Source organism: Bacillus sp. NS1, assembly GCF_058248265.1.
This window is the reverse complement of sequence record NZ_JBZAZF010000001.1, coordinates 584,031-605,406: the sequence shown is the minus strand read 5'-3', so window position 1 is coordinate 605,406 and position 21,376 is coordinate 584,031. Positions and strand designations below refer to the sequence as shown.

General features: G+C 40.9%; 15 protein-coding genes. 2 read left to right on the top strand and 13 right to left on the bottom strand.

The window, feature by feature from the left end; genetic code table 11:
• Nucleotides 1–65: 65 nt before the first annotated feature.
• The 8 genes from tuaD to AC4CV5_RS02985 form a co-directional block, all read right to left on the bottom strand.
• Nucleotides 66–1,451: a UDP-glucose 6-dehydrogenase TuaD gene (tuaD, locus tag AC4CV5_RS03020; protein ID WP_222142134.1), complete on the bottom strand. Its 1,386-nt coding sequence runs from the start codon at nt 1,449–1,451 to the stop codon at nt 66–68.
• A gap of 60 nt (nt 1,452–1,511) precedes the next feature.
• Nucleotides 1,512–2,681 (bottom strand): teichuronic acid biosynthesis protein TuaC, encoded by a 1,170-nt coding sequence (gene tuaC / locus AC4CV5_RS03015; RefSeq protein ID WP_326222234.1) that lies wholly within the window; start codon nt 2,679–2,681, stop codon nt 1,512–1,514.
• Nucleotides 2,678–4,129: a teichuronic acid biosynthesis protein TuaB gene (gene tuaB, locus AC4CV5_RS03010; protein WP_166854581.1), complete on the bottom strand. Its 1,452-nt coding sequence runs from the start codon at nt 4,127–4,129 to the stop codon at nt 2,678–2,680. Before tuaB ends, tuaC begins: the two co-directional genes overlap by 4 nt.
• Nucleotides 4,130–4,184: 55 nt before the next feature.
• Nucleotides 4,185–4,844, bottom strand: coding sequence for a sugar transferase (locus AC4CV5_RS03005; RefSeq protein ID WP_014115374.1), 660 nt, complete (start codon nt 4,842–4,844; stop codon nt 4,185–4,187).
• Nucleotides 4,845–5,078: 234 nt separating this feature from the next.
• A complete protein-coding gene (gene tarQ / locus AC4CV5_RS03000) occupies nt 5,079–6,983 on the bottom strand; it encodes a (poly)ribitol-phosphate teichoic acid beta-D-glucosyltransferase TarQ (protein ID WP_222142137.1) in 1,905 nt (634 codons plus the stop codon).
• A 217-nt stretch (nt 6,984–7,200) separates the two neighbouring features.
• On the bottom strand, nt 7,201–8,688 hold the full coding sequence (locus AC4CV5_RS02995; RefSeq protein ID WP_490922064.1) for an N-acetylmuramoyl-L-alanine amidase: 1,488 nt from the start codon (nt 8,686–8,688) through the stop codon (nt 7,201–7,203).
• Between the two features lie 87 nt (nt 8,689–8,775).
• The gene (locus AC4CV5_RS02990) at nt 8,776–10,929 is read right to left on the bottom strand and encodes a SpoIID/LytB domain-containing protein (RefSeq protein ID WP_248602235.1); all 2,154 of its coding nucleotides are present in this window, start codon (nt 10,927–10,929) and stop codon (nt 8,776–8,778) included.
• Between the two features lie 24 nt (nt 10,930–10,953).
• Complete coding sequence (locus AC4CV5_RS02985; RefSeq protein WP_166847642.1) at nt 10,954–11,280, bottom strand: acidic lipoprotein LytA; 327 nt, start codon at nt 11,278–11,280, stop codon at nt 10,954–10,956.
• Nucleotides 11,281–11,492: 212 nt separating this feature from the next.
• Here AC4CV5_RS02985 and tagU point away from each other — a divergent pair, with 212 nt between their 5' ends.
• Nucleotides 11,493–12,413, top strand: coding sequence for a polyisoprenyl-teichoic acid--peptidoglycan teichoic acid transferase TagU (tagU, locus tag AC4CV5_RS02980; RefSeq protein ID WP_373922925.1), 921 nt, complete (start codon nt 11,493–11,495; stop codon nt 12,411–12,413).
• 39 nt (nt 12,414–12,452) lie between these two features.
• On the opposite strand, the gene wecB is transcribed toward tagU, so the two are convergent.
• The 4 genes from wecB to AC4CV5_RS02960 form a co-directional block, all read right to left on the bottom strand.
• Nucleotides 12,453–13,595: a non-hydrolyzing UDP-N-acetylglucosamine 2-epimerase gene (gene wecB, locus AC4CV5_RS02975; protein ID WP_373922924.1), complete on the bottom strand. Its 1,143-nt coding sequence runs from the start codon at nt 13,593–13,595 to the stop codon at nt 12,453–12,455.
• 21 nt (nt 13,596–13,616) lie between these two features.
• Nucleotides 13,617–15,521: a glycosyltransferase gene (locus AC4CV5_RS02970; RefSeq protein ID WP_166847633.1), complete on the bottom strand. Its 1,905-nt coding sequence runs from the start codon at nt 15,519–15,521 to the stop codon at nt 13,617–13,619.
• 74 nt (nt 15,522–15,595) lie between these two features.
• Entirely contained in the window at nt 15,596–17,116 is a 1,521-nt protein-coding gene (locus AC4CV5_RS02965) for a glycosyltransferase (RefSeq protein ID WP_490922063.1), read from the bottom strand.
• Between the two features lie 34 nt (nt 17,117–17,150).
• Nucleotides 17,151–18,518, bottom strand: a complete 1,368-nt coding sequence (locus tag AC4CV5_RS02960; protein WP_490922062.1) for a hypothetical protein — start codon at nt 18,516–18,518, stop codon at nt 17,151–17,153.
• 343 nt (nt 18,519–18,861) lie between these two features.
• Between AC4CV5_RS02960 and galU the strand changes: the two genes are divergently transcribed.
• A complete protein-coding gene (gene galU, locus AC4CV5_RS02955) occupies nt 18,862–19,740 on the top strand; it encodes a UTP--glucose-1-phosphate uridylyltransferase GalU (RefSeq protein ID WP_490922061.1) in 879 nt (292 codons plus the stop codon).
• A gap of 38 nt (nt 19,741–19,778) precedes the next feature.
• Here galU and tagH read toward each other — a convergent pair whose 3' ends face one another.
• Nucleotides 19,779–21,362 carry a teichoic acids export ABC transporter ATP-binding subunit TagH gene (gene tagH / locus AC4CV5_RS02950; protein ID WP_490922060.1) on the bottom strand — a complete coding sequence of 528 codons (1,584 nt, stop codon included), beginning with the start codon at nt 21,360–21,362 and terminating at the stop codon, nt 19,779–19,781.
• Nucleotides 21,363–21,376: the final 14 nt, after the last annotated feature.

Genomic DNA, 21,376 nt, shown 5'->3' with positions numbered 1-21,376 from the left:
ATGTTTCAGGAGCCGGCGGCCGAGCCTAGCATCCGGCAGCTTCAACCAAGTAACACTTTTTCTTTTTATAAATTGACGCTCCCCAAGTCTTTAGCCAATTCCTCGAGCGGCAAGCCCGGAAAATACTTGTCAGAAGGTTCCGTTCCCCGAACGGCAGGGCGGCCGATAGAGTGGTAAATGTATCCGGCTGCCTGCATCTCTTCAAGTGAAAATAAATTTCTGCCATCGATGATGATCGGCTGTTTTAAGAGGGTTTTCACTTTTACAAGCTCCATTTCTTTTACTTCCGGCCAATCTGTTAAGATCAGGCATGCATCTGTGTCCTCAATCGCATCATACACATCTGTGTAATACTCGACCTGTTCACCAAGAATGGCTGAAGCTTCAGGAATAGCGATCGGATCGTATGCTTTTACATGCGCGCCCAGCTGCTGAAGCATCGGAATAATATCAAGAGCGGGAGCAGATCTCACATCGTTTGTATTCGGCTTGAAGGCCAATCCGAGGACTGAAATGGTTCTTCCTTTGATGCTTCCCATGACAGTTAAGAGTTTATCTACAATATGAACGCGCTGCTTTTCGTTCGTTTCAATGACAGCTTCGATGAGCTTAAATGGATAGCCGGCCGATTTTGCGATTTGGAGCAGTGCGGTTGTATCTTTAGGAAAACAAGAGCCGCCGAACCCAATACCCGCTTTTAAAAACTTTCTGCCGATACGGCTGTCAAGTCCCACGCCATCAGCAACTTTTGAAACGTCTGCACCGACTCGCTCACAAATGTTTGCGATATCGTTAATAAAGGAAATCTTTGTCGCCAGAAACGCATTCGCGGCGTATTTAATCATTTCTGCACTTTCTAAGTTTGTTTTAATCACAGGAGCGTGGAAAGGTTGGTGCAGATCCTCAATAATGGCAGCGGCTTTATGACTTGTTGAGCCAATCACGGCACGCTCCATATTCATCGTGTCATGAATCGCTGAGCCCTCCCGAAGGAATTCAGGGTTAGATACAACATCAAATGAGAATCTTCCTTTTGAAGCTTTTTGAACGATAGATTGAACCAGTTTTCCTGTTCCGACCGGGACTGTGCTTTTATTTACGATCACTTTATAGCCGTTGAGGTGCTCACCGATTGTTTTCGCCGCCGCTTTTACGTATGTTAAATCAGCTTCACCTGTTTTGGACATCGGCGTTCCGACTGCAATATATATAATGTCTGACGTCCGAATGGCGGACGGGATATCGTTAGTAAAAGACAGGCGCTGATTCATTACATTTTTTTCAACTAAATCTGCAAGCCCTGGCTCATAGATCGGGATTACTCCATTTTTCAGACTTCTGATTTTTGATTCATCGATATCACAGCAAACAACTTTATTGCCGATTTCCGCAAAGCACGTGCCTGACACGAGTCCTACATAACCTGTTCCAATGACAGCTATTTTTTTCACAGCGCTCATCCCTCTCCTGTAAAATACCTTCCTATTTATATTGGTCGCAGTTTCTTACGATTAAACGGACGTTTTCATGACCGTCTGATACTGATGATGCAAGGCCTTGGCATTTTTTCCGGCGTCAAATTGGGCTTGCACGATTTCATACAAATCATCTGCTACTTCCGGTTTCCATATTTGCTCATGTTCGTACAGAGCGATCGCCTCCGCCAAGGCTTGAGCAGATTTCGGTTTAATCAGCAGATGCCGATGCTTTCCGAATAACGATGACACACCGCCAACATCTGTACAGATGACAGGAACCCTTAGCGCCAGCGCCTCAATCACAACAGTCGGCATCCCCTCACTGTAAGAAGGAAGCACGAACATGTCTGCCGCAAGCAAATAGTCTCTTACCTTATGATTCGGCACTTGGCCTGTGACGATATGTCCTTTCTGAGTCAGCATTGATTTTGCAGGACCATCCCCGACGAAGACTGCCTTAGGAGGTTCCTTCAACGATTCGATGGCTTCAGACAGTTCAAAAATGCCTTTCTCTCTAACGAGCCGGCCCACATAGACGGCCAGACGCTGCTCGAGCGGGAGCCCGAGTTTTTTTCTGATTTCTTCTTTTGTCTGATCATTCTCCTGAAAGCGGCTGAGCTGTATGCCGATCGGCAAAACCGAGCTGTCAAAGCCGGCAAGCTTTTTGGTTTCTTCCTGGAGCTTGTGGCTAACAGTTAAAACAGCTGATGCGGAACCTACTGCGTGCTTGAATGCTTTAAACGCCCCTTTGCTGTAATGCGGATAGACATTCACATCACTGCCGTGCAAGGTCAGGACATAAGGAATTCGCTCTGACTCCGACACAACTGCAGCAGCCCCGCCCGATGGCATAGCAAAATGGGCATGGATCAGATCCGGATGTAAGTCGTGCTGTTTCATCGTTTTTAAGACAGATGATGCGATTCTCCGGTGAGGCTGCGCCCACTTCAGCTGGCCAGGAATTGCTCGATAGAAAGGCCGGTAAACCGGTATCCCCTTCCTCATCTCATACTCAGGTCTGGCATCTTTTTTTCGATATGCCTTTTTCAGCATGCGAGCAGGCGCGGAATGAAAAGGCCTTGGGCATATGACGGTAATATCAAGCCCGAGTTTTTGCAGCTCTTGCACCTGTGTCTCATGAAACACACCCTCACCGGGTTTCAGGCTGCTCGGATATACGCTTGTGATCCACAAAATCTTCATGACAAACGTCCTTTTCTTAGTAGTTTGCTTTTCGTTTGAGGGTACGCTTTTACTAAAAGAAAGAGATAGCACAGCGCCCCCGCCGCCACTGAAATGGCCAGCCTCATTTCTGCCTGCAGACTGAAGTGTTCTGTACCTAGGCTTACAGCAAATGCGATGATGGCCATCACGGCTGTGAGCAGAAACGGCTTCATAATCGACTGGAAATAAGCCGAAAGATTAAGCTTGATGACATATGCCAGAAGCCAGCGCCCGATCAGAAAATTGAAAACGCTAATGATGGCATATACCCATGCGACTGTCAGCAGACTTCCCGTCTGAACGGCTGCAAACAGTGACAATCCGTACAGCAGCAGCACGCCGGAATCCCAATAAAACGCTAAGTCCGCTCTTCCTTTAGCTAGAAGCACAGATCCATTTGGATTCATAAGCACTCTGAGTATCCCGACAATGGCCAGAACATTTAGGACTGGAACAGCTGCAAGCCATTTTTCTCCGAAAACCGCTGCGATAAAAGCATCTGACACAGACACGAGCCCGATTAACAGCGGAAACGAAACAAGTGCAAGCATTTTTGTCATATTTAGAAAGCCTTCTCTGATCACGCTGTTTTCATATTTGTTTTTTGCAAAAACAGGGAATGCCACCCGTGTCACGATTGGATTGATCTTCAAAACCGGAATGGTGACAATCTGGTAAGCAAGGTTATAAATCCCCAATGCTTCAGCACCGATAAACCGACCGATCAAAATCATATCGATATTCGCCCCCAGCCTGTTCACAAGGCGGGATGAAAGCTGAAAAGCTCCAAAGGAAAAGAACTCCTTCATTCCCCTCAAGTCAAAAACAAAAGCGGGGTGCCATTTTTTCCGGTATACAGCCCAATATAAAATCCCCTTACTGGACTGCAGCAGCACTTGGGAAATGACGTACGCCAAAATTGCATCCATCATAAAAACCGCTGCCGCTAAATATCCGAATGACAATACATTAGAAAAAATCTCAATTTTGCTTAAGGTATTAAAATGCAGCTGCTTTTGCAGCATATACTGATACTGCTGTCCGATTGGGGCAACCAAAAACATAATCGCTAAAATCCGAATCAGAAACACCAGCTCTTCCCTTTGATAAAATCCCGCAATGACGGGACTGCTCACATATAAAAGAACAAACAGCAAGACGCCGGTCATAATGTTAAGCCAATATAATGTTGACAGCTGGCGCTCTGTTGCATCATCCCGCTGAATTAACGCTGCGCCAAAACCCATATCAAGCACAATCTGGGCGAAAACTGTAACCGTTGTGATCATGCCGACGAGTCCGAATTCCGTTAAGGTCATCATATTTCCTAGCAGAGCAAACTGAACGATTTGTATGATTGTAATACACATGGTTGAAATACTTGTCCATTTTGCGCCGCTCATGATTTGTTTTGTAATACTTGGCATCATATTCCCTACTTCTTTTTAAGCTCAGATTGATGGTGAATGCAGGCATTCAGTTTTATCTTGCACCATCACCTGTCCAGACTACTTTACAAGTTTTTAACATAATTTTTAATTCCAAAGTGAAAGTCAGATTGCGAATATAATATAAATCAAATATCAGCTTTTCCTTAGGCGTCATATCGTAACCGCCATTCACCTGAGCCCAGCCGCTCAATCCCGGTTTAACAGCCAGACGCTGTGTAAAGCCTGGAATCTCATTCTGGAATTTTTCCGTAAACACTGGACGTTCCGGACGAGGGCCAATCATACTCATATCGCCTTTCAGCACATTAAATAGCTGAGGAAGCTCGTCAATTCTCGTTCTTCTGATAAAAGCTCCGATCCTTGTTACCCGCGGATCTTGCTTCTGCGCCCAAACAGCCCCGGACTTCTCGGCATCTATTTTCATGGAACGAAGCTTATAAAGCTTAAATGGTTTCCCGCCTTTCCCTACACGTTCCTGCGTATATATGGCAGGCCCCGGCGTTTCCAAACAAATCAATATTGAAAATACCGCAATCATTGGCAGCGCAATCGCCAATCCAATGAGCGCAAACCAAATATCCATTACGCGTTTTACTGCCAAATAACGAGCCGTCTTTTCAGATAATGTAAAAGAATGTATTTGCTGAACTGAGAATTCACGACTCACATTCATGCTTTTCTCTGCACTCACTGACACACACCTCACGATTTGTTTGGGATGTTATGATGACCTATGCCAGTCAGTTTAGCAGACAGATGTTAATTGGATGTAAATGGTATGTTAAGAAGTGTGAATTTGTTATTTTTTCTGACATTTAACCGTAAACTTTTTATTGTTTTAGACACTTTTTTTAAAAATTAAGCATATTGTATAAAAAAAGAGACAAACCATTTTACAGATTTGTCTCTTTTCGCTGCGAAGCATTTAATATTGAAAATAAAATTTTGATTTAGAGGTTAACAGCTTGTACTGAACTTCAACCATTTTATTGAAGAATAACATAGATTTTCGTTCCACGCTTTTTGTGTCCAGGATAATTGCTTGGTTATCCACTTTTGCACTGATTTTATTTTGAGAAGTGTTTATCGCAAATTCAATTAATCGCTCTTTCTTTACATGAGCTAGCTGTTCAAGCAAACTCTGCACGTTTACTGTCAATTTTGTGCAATTAGGCTCTAAATCAATACGTTTTACTGGTAATGAAATTTCAGACTGTCCAGTATTCACAATGATTTTTGAATGATTTGGCAAACAGATTTGCTTATCTTTAAAAATAAATGATAAATCTTTTGATTCTGTTTCATAAGAAAGTTCAGCTTCTGTGTATGCATGTTTCTTTATATCAATCGAGAGATTATCATAGTTCATTGTGAAGTAGGGTCTGGCGCTGTAGACAAACAAAGCGTTATGCCCTAAATACATCGTTTTTGTGGAATACTTGTACGCGACACGTTTGTTTCCTATTCTTGCCCTTAATTTGTAGCCGTCTATTGATGATTCAATAAAGAAATCCCAAACGCCTAAATCTTCTTCAGCAGAAGCCAGTTCATCAAACTTGCACTCAAATGTAAAAGTTGAATTTTCATATGAAGCCGGCACAATGTATTTTTCCGCCTTTGTATCGCGATGAACAAATACTCCTGTCAGAGATTGATTTTTATTCGTTTCATCATCCAACAATTTGTGTTTAATGGTTCCTTGAATACTAAGGCAATGATCGCTAAATTCAATATTCTGCAGAAAATGTTCAAGCTTATTTTTATAATTTACTTTTAATAGCTCTTCAGAGATTGGATACCGTTCTAAGCTTGGATAACGTGCAATTAACTCCCCGTTATTAACAGTACAGAACTTTTTAATGTCTTGTTCTTCCCGCTCATACTGGGTTAATCCTTGCAAATCATTATTCCGAATAAACAGCAACCGCAATTTGATATGCGGAAGCACAAATTGATCAGCCTCTTCAGGCACTGCATGAATAAATGCTGACAAATATTTAAACCATTCAGCTCTTTCTTCATCTGTTTTCATTTTAATCGTGACATTTTTTGTCCGGGAAAAATCAAAATGCCTGTTTAAAAATACTGCCATCAGCTTAATTTTTCTGGCTTCTTCCAGGTCACTTGCCTTGATAGCAGAGATAATATCTTCCATTGCTCCATAAAAGTTCTCTGGAGGAACATAAGCAACACTCATATGTTCGCCGTCTCTTTTGACCAGATAGTAATAATCATAGTCAGCTGAAACAGAAATCTTCTTTGCTTTTAAATAAGCGTTCATTGTGAATACTTGATCTTCCGCTGCTTTTATGTGAGTAGGGAAGGTGATTTGATTTTCTTTTAAAAGTGAGGCTTTAAACAGTTTTTGAGGTCCCAATGTGAAAACAATTTTGGAATCAACCAAATCAACATCCGGATTCGTTTCCTTAAACATTGATTTGGGAACACCTCGGCCGTTTATCCCTTTTAACTTCCCTAAAGTAATATCTGATTCATTCTCTTTTGAGAAATTGTACCACCTTAACAATGCTTCATTGCCTAGATAGTCATCGGAATCAACAAACAGGATGTATTCACCCTTGGCAATTTTTATTGCATCATTCCGCGGGGCACCTGGGCCGCCTGAATTTACCGTTCTTTCAACAACAACAATATTGTCATATTTCTTTTTATATTGATTCAAAATGTCTAAAGATGAATCCGTAGATTTATCATCAACACATATAATCTCATAATCCTCTTTTGGCATCGTTTGATTAACTAAGCTGTCAAGACATTCGGAAATAAGATCTTCTGAATTATATACAGGGATAACAATGCTTATCTTCATCGATTACCTCACTACCCTAATGGATCGGTTATATTTTTGCTTGATAATTATATCAAATACATCTGTCAATAAGAATAGGCCTAACCTTAAATTTTGTTAAACTTTTACATAGCATGTATACTTTAAAATTTTTCTTATTTTATCGTATAAAAAAGCTTGCCTGCAATTCCTGATGGGTTCTGCCGGCAAGCCGCTATCAATGTATACAAATTTCTTCCTAATAATAACCGATGATTCCTTCATATATTGCTTGAGCTGCTTTTTCTTGGTACAAAGCACTCTTTAGTTTACTTGCGTCGTTCACATTTGATATGAATGCCAGCTCCACTAAACTGCTCGGCATTGTTGATTCTCTGATAACATGGAAATTCCCGAGTTTCACGCCTCGGTTTTGAGTATTGAGTGCTTTATAAAGTCTGTTTTGTATTTCTGTCGCAAGCCGTTTGCTGTTGTCTGCCTCATACTTTGTATAATAGTAAGTTTCAGTACCGGTTGCAGCAGGACTCGCTGAATTGGCGTGAATACTCACAAACAGGTTTGCATTATTGCTTTTAGCTTTGGCAACCCGTTCAGAAAGCTCTAAGAAAACATCTGTAGATCTGGCCATAACCGGAATCGCTCCGCCAGCAGAGAGTTTGCTGTTTACAAGCTTTGCAACGGCAAGGTTAACGTCTTTCTCCTTTAATCCGTTACCAACCGCTCCGCTGTCATAACCCCCGTGTCCGGCATCCACAAATACCTTTTTTCCTACAATTACATTTTTCAGCTGGTTGACAACATTCGTTGTAACGGAAATAGTACCCCCGAGTACAGTGAATGTATTCTTGCTGTTTGAACCGATGACTGCTCTTGTCGCAGTCGGCAGGGAGCCGGCATCCGTAAATAACATTGGACGATTTTGTTTAGCCGCCAGAACGGAACCCGCTAAAGCATCCGCATATTGATAGCCATTGCTGACAAATGCGGCTTTTGATGAAGAATAATATTTTTTTGCTATGTTTGCAGCCACTTCGAAACGGCTGTTTCCGCCGATTCTTGTTGGTGAAGGAAGCTGGCTGTAAACACTTTTTGAGACACTGATTTCTCCCCCGACCACTATAGTCGATGTTGTTCCTTTGCTGCTCATCGCATTTTTCGTTGGTTCTGGAATGGAGCTTGCAGTAGTCAGAAGAATTGGAATGCCGTTGCGTGCAGCATAAGAACCGATTGCCAGACTGTCAGCATATGCCGTTCCATTTGCGATTACTGCTTTTGAATTTGAAGACATTTTTTTAGAAATATTTTGGGCAACTTCGTAACGGCTTCTTCCGCCGATCCGTTCCACTGTGGAAACACCCAAATTTTTAATTTCACTTACAACGTTGTTAGAAACACTGATCGTTCCGCCAATGACGATGACCTTGTTCGGTTTAAGCTGGCTGATTCTGTTTTTCGTCGGTGTAGTCAGTTTAGATGATTCCGTTAATAGAATTGGAGCATTGTATTTATAAGCCAGAGGAGCAGCCGTTAATACATCGGCATATGCTGTTCCGTTCGCCACAACAACCGTGCTCGCACTGCTCCAGCCTTGTTTTGAAACATTTACAGCAACCTCATATCTACTTGCTCCATCCAGCCTTGTAACAGAGTTGGCCGCAAACACATTTGGTACAAATAAAACGACTCCTAATATCAGCATCGGTATGCTTTTAAGAAAGATCCGCAAAGATAGTCCCTCCAAAGATTGATAATGATTCGTACATCAAATAACGAACGAAGGAGGCATGCGCCTCCCTGGACTTCTATCAATCTTTTAATAGCTTGATAGAGTCGTTCCTGGATAGTAAAAACTTAAGATCGTTGTATAGGATTGTCCGGCAGCAGCTCTGGCATTGGCTCCGTACTGACTCATGCCTATGCCGTGTCCGTATCCTTTACCGCTGATGATAAAGGCGTTTGTATTGCTTGAGACAGACGCATATGTACTCTTCATGTTTGAAGCTCCAAGCATTGTTCTCAGCTCTGTTGTCGGTACAGAAATTGTTGCTGTTTTTTCACTCAGGCTACCATTAGAAAGAATGTAGCCATTTGATTTTTCTTTCACGAAGTATGAGAATGTTACACTTGCTGTTTCCGGCCGCTGACCGGCAGTTTTCTCCGTGCTGAATTTCACACTGGATATTTTTGTGATTTTGATAGACTCGGCATTGCTGTATTTATTTTTAATAAACCAGCTTTTCAAACCGCTCAAATATGCTGAGTTCGTTTCATTTTTTGTGCTCCACCAAGATCCCGGGCTTTTCAGATTCAGACTGTTTTTATCAAGCTGGGTTTTGTTTAAAGACAGAGACCAGCTGATTTGCGGGTCGTACGTATCTTTTTTGGCGATCAAATAAGGAAGCTGATTGCTCCACACCTCGCCGCTCGCTTCTGTGTAGCCGCCATTACTTGAGGAATACGTAGCTGAAATCAAATTGCCATTGTATTTCAGAACTTTTCCTTTTGTAGCTTCTACCACTTCTGATGTTTTTGAATTCCAGTCATATCCTCCATATACCTGAAAAGCGGTGGTGTCTTGTACTTCTTTTCCTGCCGAGCTGATGGAATAAGTTCTGGCAGCGACAGCTTGAGCTTTAAGCGCTTCTTTTTGCCAGCTCGCCGGCATCTCATGAGGTACAACACCCTTTAAATAATCTTCAAAAGGGATATCTACATTGATCGGACGAACGTATTTGCCTGACTCAATCGTAAATTTCATGTTTCCGAGATATGGCGTTCCATTCAGACTGATAGAATTTGTCGTTGCATATTTTTTAGGATTTACTGTGAAAGAAGTTCCAAACGTCTTAATGGCAGTGTTGTTTTTATAAAGCGCCAGATTTCCGCCGGATAACTTGACTGTATAGCCAGTTCCTGCAAAAGTATCTGCCAGTTTGTTCTTTAGCGTATCACTGATGGAAATGCTTCCTCCAAGCAGCGCAAATGATTGAGTTCCTTTTGATGCCACTACATCAGCGACTGGTGACGGCAGGCTGCCGGATTCAACCAGCAGTAAAGGACTTCCCTGCTTCGCTGCAAGCACAGACCCCGTTAATGCGTCCGCAAATGTTTGACCATTTGACATGAATACCTTTGTTGCTTTCATATTTAATTCTTTTACGATATTGGCAGATACCTCATACCGGGAAACCCCGCCAATCCGTTTCACAGTCGCCTGCTTTTTTAATGTGGCTTCCACGCCAGTGCTGACACTCAACGGACCGCCGACTATTGTTACGTTGCTCGGAATTTTGTAATCGCTGCGGATGTTATTGTCTCCAGCAAGTAATATCGGATAACCGTTCATTGCAGCATATGGCGCGATTGACAGGGCATCTGTAAAGACCATGCCTGTAGCCACTACTGCCTGGCTGTAATTTCCCATTCGATCCGCTATGTTTTTAGAAACCTCGTAACGGGTTGCTCCGCCAATACGGTCGATAGAACCATATTTTTTTAATGTATTTTCTACATTTTTAGAAACACTGATTGTCCCGCCAATGATGAGAATATTGTCAGGATTTAGTTTTGCAATTTCACTTTCTGTTTTTGGTGTTAGCGAATCCGCGTCTGTTAATAGAATCGGCGCATCGTATTTTTTGGCAAGCGGTGTTGCTGAGAGCGCATCGGCAAAAGCGTCTCGATTCACAATGACCACAGTCGTTGGATTTGTCCATCCGGCTGAAGCTACATTATTGGCAACATCAAAACGGGTTGCTCCACCATATCGCTCTGTATCCGCAATTCTTGAGCCGGGAATTTCATAACCGCCTGTGATATCGACATCCAAGCTTGATTTGCTGCCTACATAATTACTCAGCTTAACAGAAATGGTTTTATCAGCGGCTTTCGCAGACTGCATAAACGATGGACATGCTAAGGCCGCCACAGTGACTGATGATAGAAGCAAGAGCTTCATTTTTTTCAAAACATGGAACCCCCTAAGAAGTTTTTATTCCTTTGTCTCAAGATCCTTAAGCAATAATACGCCATTTGAATCTTTTGTATATTTGACCTCAACTTTTTGTCCTTCTGATATGCTGTTCATTTTGTCCTGAAGGTCTGAACCAACCTGAATCGATGTCTCTTTACCATCAATAGTGACTGCAATCGTATGGCTGTCCGCCAAACCGGCAAATGTGCCTTCCTTCGTTACAGTCTCTTCAGCAGCCGCATCCTGGCTACCTGAATTTGTTTCTGAACCTGATGATTTCTCAGCTGTGCCGCATGCAGACAAAAGAAGCAGCATTGAGAACATTAAAATAGCAAGTTTTTTCATTCCTATATCACCTCTCCACTTTTTATCGACAATTTTAAGCTTATTTTAAGATTTCTTTCAAAACAACGAAAAATTTTTGCGGATTTTCTTAAAATACCGAAACATTTGTTACAAGGAGCCGTCTATTGTAAAGAATCAGACAAATTTTAGTTGTTTTCAAATATTAAGAAACTTATAATCGTACTAGATTACAAAAAAGCGAGGATTTTATTATGAGAGCTGAAAAAAGAAAGAAAAAAAGAAAGGCGTTACTTGTCATTTTAGCCATTGTGGCCGTATTTGTACTCGGAACTGGAGGCTATGCATACTACTTATGGCATAAAGCAGCATCAACCGTGGCAAGTATTCATGAAAGCATTGATAAATCGAAAAAGAGGGATAAAGAGGTCAGTATCAATAAAAAAGATCCTTTTTCCGTCTTAATTATGGGTGTGGATGAACGCGACGGCGATAAGGGCCGTGCCGATACGCTCATTTATATGACCGTTAACCCAAAAACGAATACAACCGACATGGTCAGCATTCCGCGTGACACTTATACAAAAATTATCGGAAAAGGCACAATGGATAAAATCAACCATTCATACGCTTTTGGCGGCACGCAGATGACGGTAGACACTGTTGAGAACTTCCTCGATGTTCCGGTTGATTATTTTGTAAAAGTGAACATGGAAAGCTTTAGAGACGTTGTTGATACACTTGGCGGTGTCACAGTAAACAGCACATTCGCGTTCAGCTATGACGGTTATTCGTTCGGCAAAGGAAAAATCACGCTAAACGGAAAAGAGGCACTCGCCTATACCCGGATGAGAAAAGAAGATCCGAGAGGCGATTTTGGCCGTCAAGACCGCCAGCGCCAAGTGATTGAAGGAATCATTAATAAAGGCGCAAATATTTCTTCCATCACGAAGTTCGGAGATATGTTTAAAGTCGTTGAAGATAATGTGAAAACGAATTTAACCTTCGATAACATGTGGGATATCCAATCCGACTACAAAGGCGCGCGTAAAAATATTAAACAGCATGAACTGAAAGGCACTGGCACGAAAATCAACGGAATTTACTACTATCAAGCAGATAAAAACGCCCTTTCCGATATTACAAAAGAGCTGAAGGAAAGCCTCGAAAATTAAAACAAAAAGAAGCTTCGCACAGTGTGCAAAGCTTCTTTTTTATTTGCCTGTAAATGAATCCGGATGTTCTTTCCGAAACCCATAATGAAACAGCAATTCTTCCACAATCCGTCTGGAAGCCTCTCCATCGCCGTACGGATTAGAGGCGTAAGACATTTTCTTGTACTCATCATCATCAGTTAACAGCTGTTTTGCCAACTGATAAATGTTTTCCTCATCCGTCCCTGCAAGTTTTAGCGTTCCTGCTTCCACTCCTTCAGGGCGTTCCGTCGTATCGCGCAGCACAAGCACCGGTTTTCCGAGAGAAGGTGCTTCCTCCTGCACGCCGCCCGAATCTGTTAAAATAAAATGCGATTTTGCGGCAAAGTTATGGAAATCAATCACCTCTAAAGGTTCGATCAGATGCACTCTGTCAGAGTCGCCAAAATGCTTCTGAGCCGCTTCCCGGACAATAGGATTCAGGTGCACAGGGTAAACGACCTGTACATCGTTAAACTCCTCAACAATTCTTCGGATAGCCTTGAACATGTTTTCCATTGGCTCACCCAGATTTTCCCGGCGGTGCGCGGTCAGCAGAATCATTTTATCCTCGCCCACCTGATCGAGGACAGGATGTGAATAGCCGTCCCTCACCGTTGTGCGGAGTGCATCAATCGCAGTATTTCCTGTCACAAAAATAGAGTCAGCCTTCTTATTTTCTTTTAATAAATTGTCTTTCGCCTGGTCTGTCGGCGCAAAATGCAAATCAGCAATCGCCCCGGTCATCTGGCGGTTGAGCTCTTCCGGAAAAGGGGAATACTTATTCCCTGTACGAAGGCCTGCCTCCACATGCCCGACAGCAATTTGGTGATAAAAAGCGGCTAGGCTTCCTGCAAACGTCGTCGTCGTATCCCCATGGACCAGCACAATATCGGGTTTGATATCTTTAAACAGCTCATCCAATTTCACAAGTGCGTTGGACGTAATCTCAGCCAGCGTCTGCCGTTCCTTCATAATGTTCAAATCGAAATCAGGCTTGATGTGAAACGCATCTAGAACCTGGTCTAGCATTTGTCTGTGCTGGGCAGTGACTGTCACATAGGAATCTATTTCGGGATATTTTTTCAATTCCAGCACAAGCGGTGCCATCTTGATTGCTTCAGGCCTGGTCCCGAAGACGGTCATGACTTTTAGTTTTTTCATATTGTCACCTGGTTTCTTTGTTTAACGGGCTGTTAGATAGAATCTTGATTGGTCTGATTGTATAAATAGGTCTACTTTCTTCTTTATTTTAAAGCACCATAGCTTTTTTTCAATATTTTTACTGCAAAAGTACACGCTGACATCCTTTTTTGGAACCAATATCGTTTTGTATGAATTTATTGATAAAACGATATTCATGTTTTTTATGTGAGACGGGGCAAATTTTTGTTCAACTAGATTCCGGTCAACCTGTATTACTGTCCCATCAGCTGAACTGATTTGATTTTTTATTGGAATTAAAAACTCTTGATTATTGCATTCCAGCAATAATAAGGATTGCTGCGGAAAGAACAATTGGCTTCCAGGGAATACGAACGTTAAATCCGAATCATTTTTTCTGAATTCCACTTTCAAAACTTCTTGCTTTCTTATATCCACAGACAAATTATCGTATGTTTTTGTAAAGTACGGTCTTGCGCTAAAAGCGTATTTCCCATTATTCCCAATATATTTAGCATGTTTTGAATAAGGATACGATTCTCTGCTGCTGCCAATTCGCGCGCGTTTTTTATAACCGTCAATCTCTGATTCAATAAAGAAGTCCCAAACTCCAATATCTTCTTCATTAACGGCCAAATCAGTAAACTTCGTGAGAAATTCAAATTCCCCGTCCTTAGCATACACCGGAAAAATGATTTTTTCAGTTTTTCTTTCACGATGCACCCAAATGCCTAATAAAGTTTGCATAGCTTGTTGCTCTGGTTGTAAAGCCGTGTGGGTAATCGACCCTCTTAATGAAAAAGTATTGTTCTTCATTTGAAATTTGCTCACGTAATGACTGATTTTGTTTCTGTCATCAATAATCCGTTCATTCTCTGTTAACTGATACGGCGTAAGGCTGGGATAGTTTGCTATGATATGACCATTTTTAACAGACGTAAATTGAGTCATATTTTCTTTATCAGCTTCAAACTGCTTCAAACCCTTTAAGTCATTCTGCCGCACAAAAAATAATTTTAACCGCGTATGAGAATGGACAAGCTGGTCAATTTCCCGTGGAATATTTTGTTCAACAAAATGATGCAGCTCTGTCATCCATGTTTGCTGTTCCTGCTCATCTTCGATCGTTACGGTAAAATCCGTGGTTCTTGAAAAGTCAAAATGGCGATTTATGAACTTCGCCATAAACTTCATTTTGCGGGTATGAGAAAGACGGCTCTCACAAATCATATCTGCGATTACCTTCATTGCGCCGTAGTAGCTTTGAGGCGCAACATATGCAAATGTCATATGCTCGCCGTCATGCTGTACAGCGTAGTAATAATCATAGTCAGCCAAGACAGAAATTTTGTCCGCTTCTAAATAAGCTTTTATGACAAATACCTGATCCTCTGTGGCCTGTATATTAGATGGGAAATATATGTCATGCTTTCTAAGCAGTGAAACTTTAAAAAGTTTTGTCGGACCAATTGAGTAGACAAGCGGAGATTTAACAAGATCCGCCTCAGGTTTTGTTTCTTTAAAAATAGCTTGCGGGACCGCTCTGCCGTTTATACCGACCATTTTTCCAAGCACAATATCTGAATCGTGCTGTTGTGCAAATTGATACATTCTCTCAAACGCTTCAATTCCTAAATAATCATCGGAATCAATAAAAAAGATGTATTCACCATTCGCAGCACGTATGGCTTGGTTTCTTGGCTCTCCCGGCCCTCCCGAGTTTTCCTTTCGTTCAATAACCGTTATATTAGAATACTGTTCACTGTATTTTTTCAATATTGAAACCGTGCCATCCTGAGAACAATCATCTACACAAATAATTTCATACTCATTATTCGGCATGGTTTGTTGAACCAGACTATCCAGGCAGCGGGAGATAAAATGTTCTGAGTTGTATGTGGGTACTGCTGCAGTAATTTTCAACATTACACCTCTATCCTTATCCGCTTCTATTTCTTCACAAAAGCTCATATAATGAACAAAAATTGTCTAGAAATGCACTATTTCGTCATTTCAAATACTTCTTCCCATCTTTCAAATAATCGGTCTTCACTATATTCTGTATCCATTAAATTCTTTGCATTTTTTCCATATTGAATGGCTTTCTCAGGGTTGTCGTACAAATAAATGATACTATCAGCAAGCATTTCAATATGATCAGGTTCTACAAGCATTCCCGTTTCGTGTTCTTTTATGAGCTCTCTTGGGCTGTATTTTACATCAAAACTGATGACCGGAGTTGCGCACGAAAACGATTCACAAATGGCAAGACTGAACCCCTCAAATTTAGATGTTAACAATGTAGCAAGCGCCTGCTGATAAAATGGAGCAGGATTTGCGATATACCCTTTTAAATGCACATTATCTAACTGGAGATCATCGATCAATCGCTGATATTGCTCGTGGCCAGGACCGCTGCCATAAATATTAAGGACAATATCAGGCCGGGATCTTTTTACGATTTCCATTGCTTTTATGACCTTATCGATCCCTTTTTCTTCATGATATCTGGCCACCATGACAAATTCGTTTTTCTTTTTTTCATACGTTTGTAATTTTTCAAGCCTTCTTGGAGCATGGGGAATAACAAAAATATTATTGTTCGATTCAAAATCCTTCATAATATCTTCTTTTTGTTCATTCGTTAATACGATCAGCCCGTCATAATCTTTAATATGTTCCATCGCGTATTGATGATTTTTCCGAACTTTGCTGCCTAACGTATAAGGATAATCTAAATGATTTGAGTGAACACAATAATACCGTTTTGCCAATCCCTCACGCATTTCATTTACTTTTGAAGCACTTCCGACTCCATCACAGATGATAATAGGGTCTTTTTCTTTTTCACATATCTTCTCAAGCCAATGGGTATGAAATGCGTGCTTGTTTTTGAAAAATACAGCTTCCTTTTGATCTCGTTCAAACAGCATAACTCCCTGACTGGCTCCCGTATTGAAATGGTGCCATTCCGTTAAATAACAAAAGCCGTCCGGTGCTGTAAAGTGAATTTGATTAATTTTTCCGCTTCTCGTATCGAAAAAAACAGTTTTATTTACATAAGCACCGTGAAAGAATTCCCGCTTTGTCTTTTGCATATTTTCATTGAAATGGTCCACATATAAAAGGTTATTCGACTCATCCCATTTTTTCTTTTTTATATATAAACCATTCTTGAAGTATTCCGTTTCTAATTTTTCTTCATTATGAAAAACGGCATATGGTTCTTCAAAGCGATTACGATTTTGCTCATAATAACTTTGTTGTGCATTCCCGACTTTTATATGCCGCTGCTGATTTTTATAGTAATCATAAATATTAAGGATATTTACATCAGCATGCAGTCTTCCTGCGTTCTTCAGCTCTTTCTCTATCTGATCATAATTCTCTTTATAATCAAGTGTGACCAAATCGATTTTATGACCGCGCTCCGCAAATGTAAAAGATCTTGACATCATCGAGCTTGTAATGCCGCCTTTTTCAATGTCTATTTCATATATTAGTGAAAAGATCCTTCTCATCTTCAAGCTCCTTCTTCTGGTAAAGCTTTTTCTTCTATTTTTTCACAAACAGCCGTTTCATTAATTTTCTCCGAAATCCCTCAGCTGTATGAACACGCAAATGATTATTTTCTTCCGCCAAAGTAATTTGCCAGCCTGAAATACTACGTTCTAATGATGGAATTTCCTTTGGATCGTTTACTCGCACACTCGATGCAAAGAAGCGATTATCCCACTCACAACAGAGATACAATTCAATCGTGGACAGCTGATCTAATACAGAATGAACACGGAGCGTACCGCTTACAGTAAACATCAGCGCTTCCTCACTGCTTACGTTTGCATTAAATATACTTTCAGTGCCGCTCTTTTGATTTTTTAATTTCCAATACATTTTATGACGGCCAACAGAATGGGCCGAAATGTCGCCTTTAAATTCGACCTTGGCTGACAAATACAAGTCGGATTTTGATTGCCATTCTGACGTTAACAGCTCAACATCCATATTTTTTAATTGATTATTAAAAGGCACCTGATCAATTAGTTTGTCCGCAAAACGTTTGCGGGTAAATGGCTCATCAGAAACATAATAAATATTTGTGCGAGGCCCCGCTTTTTGAACCGTGTCATGATATCTCTTCAAAGAAGGAACCACGAACGCATCAAGGTGGTCTATTTCCTTTTCAGGGCTGTCCAACATCTCATTCGTCTCTATAAAACCTAAGTACATGGATGAATATTTAACCGAAAGAGACTTCAGTGTTGTATATATCTCGTTTTCTGATGTTAAAAATAAATATTTCGTCTTATTTATCAAGCGGCTCAGAAAAAAATAGGAAAGTTCATTTTCTGAATACGATACATTGACTATATTCTCTTTTTCGTCAAAAATGACAATTTTTTCAGTTGTTCCATCATTCTTATACCATTTGGTCATATAACAGGTGCCATCTGCTCTTAAATAAAGATGCTGTTTCGGTTTGTTAGTCTCCAGATCCATGTACATTAAACTGTGTACATAGCCGGATGAATCGTATTCTTCTCTTTTAAACCTTTGCCTGTTTTCATTAAAATAATCAATGACAGCAAGTTCTCCTGATGCTGTAAACCTTTGATATTTGATATAACGTCCATTATGGTAGTAACGGTAAACTGGCTTGTTCGGTTCTTGAATATATGTTAAACCTTCTTGTTCAATCGGATGCTCGATTTTATCTTTCTGCGGTTCAGATCCTTTAAAGTAGTTGTACATATTGATAACAAGAGCATCTTTAAAAGAAGAAGGCCCATTAGGCTCATGATTTAAAGTGATAATCTCCATTGGATAATTCCAATCAATTGTATTAATACTAAACTTTTTTGCAGTCTGCAGCCCTGAACAAACATATGCTAATTTTGGGGTAGAAACCTTAATCGTCATCATCTATTTATTACCTTTCGGATAAAATTCGTACAGTCACTTTTTCAGAACTACATTATATCATTTTTGCTGAGCTGGCTCTAGAGATGAAAAAGCAGTTACATCGATGGAAGTTTTCAGTTCAAAGTAAACTGGTTTCTCTATCAATTTGTGTTATTTTTTAGTATTTCCATGAACTCAAAGTTACTAATTGACTCTTGTTTAATATTGGTTTTTCTTATATGATTAAATGTGTTTAACAGAATGAAAATAGGGTATTGATGTGAAAAGAAACTTAAACATTTTAAATACTCAGCATTCAATAAAGCTGAACCCTAAATCTGTTCTTAAGGAAGGTGCTTTGAAATTGAAAAAAGTACGTAAAGCCATAATCCCTGCCGCAGGTCTCGGAACGAGATTCTTGCCGGCTACGAAAGCAATGCCGAAAGAAATGCTTCCTATTGTTGATAAGCCAACCATTCAATACATAATTGAAGAAGCTGTTGAAGCCGGAATTGAGGATATTATTATCGTAACAGGAAAAAGCAAGCGTGCGATTGAGGATCATTTTGATTACTCTCCTGAGCTTGAAAGAAACTTAGAAGAAAAAGGAAAGATTGAACTCCTTGAAAAAGTGAAAAAAGCTTCTAACCTGGCTGATATTCACTATATCCGCCAAAAAGAGCCTAAGGGACTCGGACATGCTGTATGGTGCGCACGCAACTTTATTGGCGATGAGCCGTTTGCGGTCCTGCTTGGAGACGATATTGTTCAGGCAGAAACACCAGGATTGCGTCAATTAATGGATGAGTATGAAAGAACACTTTCTTCTATTATCGGTGTTCAGCAAGTGCCTGACGAAGAAACACACCGCTACGGCATTATCGACCCGCTGACAAGTGAGGGCCGCCGTTACCAGGTGAAAAACTTCGTTGAGAAGCCGCCTAAAGGCACTGCACCTTCTAACCTTGCCATCTTAGGCCGTTACGTATTTACACCTGAGATCTTCATGTACTTAGAGGAGCAGCAGGTTGGAGCCGGCGGAGAGATTCAGCTGACAGACGCCATTCAAAAGCTAAATGAAATTCAAAGAGTGTTTGCTTACGACTTTGAAGGCAAGCGTTATGACGTTGGTGAAAAACTGGGCTTTATCACAACAACTCTTGAGTTTGCGATGCAAGATAAAGAGCTACGCGATCAGCTCGTTCCATTTATGGAAGGTTTACTAAACAAAGAAGAAATCTAAACAAAAAGGCTATTGGACATTCATCCAATAGCCTTTTCTTATTTCGACATCAAGGTCAGTGTATGCTCTTTATTATCAACTGCAAAAACCTGATCAGCTGTATTCACAAGAAAACGACCCTTACTGCTGTCATACAATACATCACTGTCACTTAAAGATAGTGACGCCGGGGTAACAGGAGAGATGTTGTGGAAGATAAGCTCAGAAGCTCTATCATTCTCCAGCACATAACTGATTTTTTCATAATCAAAATCCAGCGTTTTTTTGCCGTCAGCTGTATCTCCTTCAGTATATCCATTTAATTTCGATTGGATGCTGCTGCTGCTGTCTCCCAGGAATTTCAGAAAGTATTCATAGGAAGCAGCTGCATTTTGCGAGACATAAGGCGTAAAGGCAGCTGCCCGCAGTTCAGCATGTTTTACGTTTGTTGTAACAGCGCCTACTTTCACAAAATAAGACTGCCCGTCAAACTTTATTTTCGCTGCTTGTTTGCCTTTTGCAGCTACCGTCACTTCGGTACCGAATAGCAGTGTAACGTCAGCTTTCTGTTTTAAATCTTGATCCTTATAAGCAGACACTTTTTCATCTGCTATAAACCCTTGCTTATTGACTGCTGTTAAGCGTTTCTCTGCCTGGCCTTTTGCATCGCCATCATGCTTCTTCACTTCATTTTGCGGAATCGCGCCAAACGAAGCAATTGTACGAAGCGGGGCATTAAAGAACATTGTTCCCGCAGTAAAAACTGTCAGGATTGACAAAACAGCAATCTGAACTGCAGTAGCCAGTGATTTCGGCTTTTTCTTCTTTTTGCGGAAACGGGCAAACGCTTCAGGATCTTCTTTCTTCCGCTCTTCCGTTTGCTCTTTTTTATATGTCTCTTTTTCTTTTTTCGACAACTTATTAAACCAGTCAATAAACGCTTTGTACTCTTTAACAACCGTTTTTGTCTCATCAAACATACGAAGCTCGCCGTAGTGCATCCAAGCGACGCGGTCACACATCTTTTCAATCTGGCCGATGGAGTGGCTCACAAAGAAAATGGTTTTTCCTTGCTTTTTAAACTCATTTATTCTGTCTACACACTTCTGATAAAACGTTTGGTCCCCTACGGAGAGCGCTTCGTCAATAATTAAAATGTCAGGGTCAATATGCACGGAAATCGCGAAACCGAGTCGCGATTTCATACCGCTGGAATAGTTTTTAACCGGCTGATTAATAAAATCGCCAATCTCGGCAAATTCCACGATGCTGTCATACATATCATCAATTTCTTTATTGGTTAACCCCATCATTAAACACTTGAGCCGGACATTGTCCCGGCCCGTCAATTGGTTATTTAAACCGGCAGCAATCGCAATCAGCGACGGCTGTCCGTTCATTTCAATTTCACCGCTGGTCGGCGGGATAATTTTAGCCAGCAGGTTAGACATGGTTGATTTCCCTGACCCATTTATCCCTACAAAGCCGATTGTCTCTCCCTCATACACGTCAAAGGAGACATTCCGCACAGCAAAAAAACCATTATCCTTAACCGGAAAAAACAATCCTTTAATCTTGTCCGATTGTTTTTTATACAAATGATACTGCTTTGAAACATTTCGAAACGAAACTTTTAGTTTCATCGTACAATCTCCTT

Coding starts and splice junctions, on each gene's coding strand:
- tuaC (WP_326222234.1), bottom strand. CDS start 2,681: ATGAAGATTTTGTGGATCACAAGCGTATATCCGAGCAGCCTGAAACCC.
- tuaB (WP_166854581.1), bottom strand. CDS start 4,129: ATGCCAAGTATTACAAAACAAATCATGAGCGGCGCAAAATGGACAAGT.
- tarQ (WP_222142137.1), bottom strand. CDS start 6,983: ATGAAGATAAGCATTGTTATCCCTGTATATAATTCAGAAGATCTTATT.
- AC4CV5_RS02985 (WP_166847642.1), bottom strand. CDS start 11,280: ATGAAAAAACTTGCTATTTTAATGTTCTCAATGCTGCTTCTTTTGTCT.
- tagU (WP_373922925.1), top strand. CDS start 11,493: ATGAGAGCTGAAAAAAGAAAGAAAAAAAGAAAGGCGTTACTTGTCATT.
- wecB (WP_373922924.1), bottom strand. CDS start 13,595: ATGAAAAAACTAAAAGTCATGACCGTCTTCGGGACCAGGCCTGAAGCA.
- AC4CV5_RS02970 (WP_166847633.1), bottom strand. CDS start 15,521: ATGTTGAAAATTACTGCAGCAGTACCCACATACAACTCAGAACATTTT.
- AC4CV5_RS02965 (WP_490922063.1), bottom strand. CDS start 17,116: ATGAGAAGGATCTTTTCACTAATATATGAAATAGACATTGAAAAAGGC.
- AC4CV5_RS02960 (WP_490922062.1), bottom strand. CDS start 18,518: ATGATGACGATTAAGGTTTCTACCCCAAAATTAGCATATGTTTGTTCA.
- tagH (WP_490922060.1), bottom strand. CDS start 21,362: ATGAAACTAAAAGTTTCGTTTCGAAATGTTTCAAAGCAGTATCATTTG.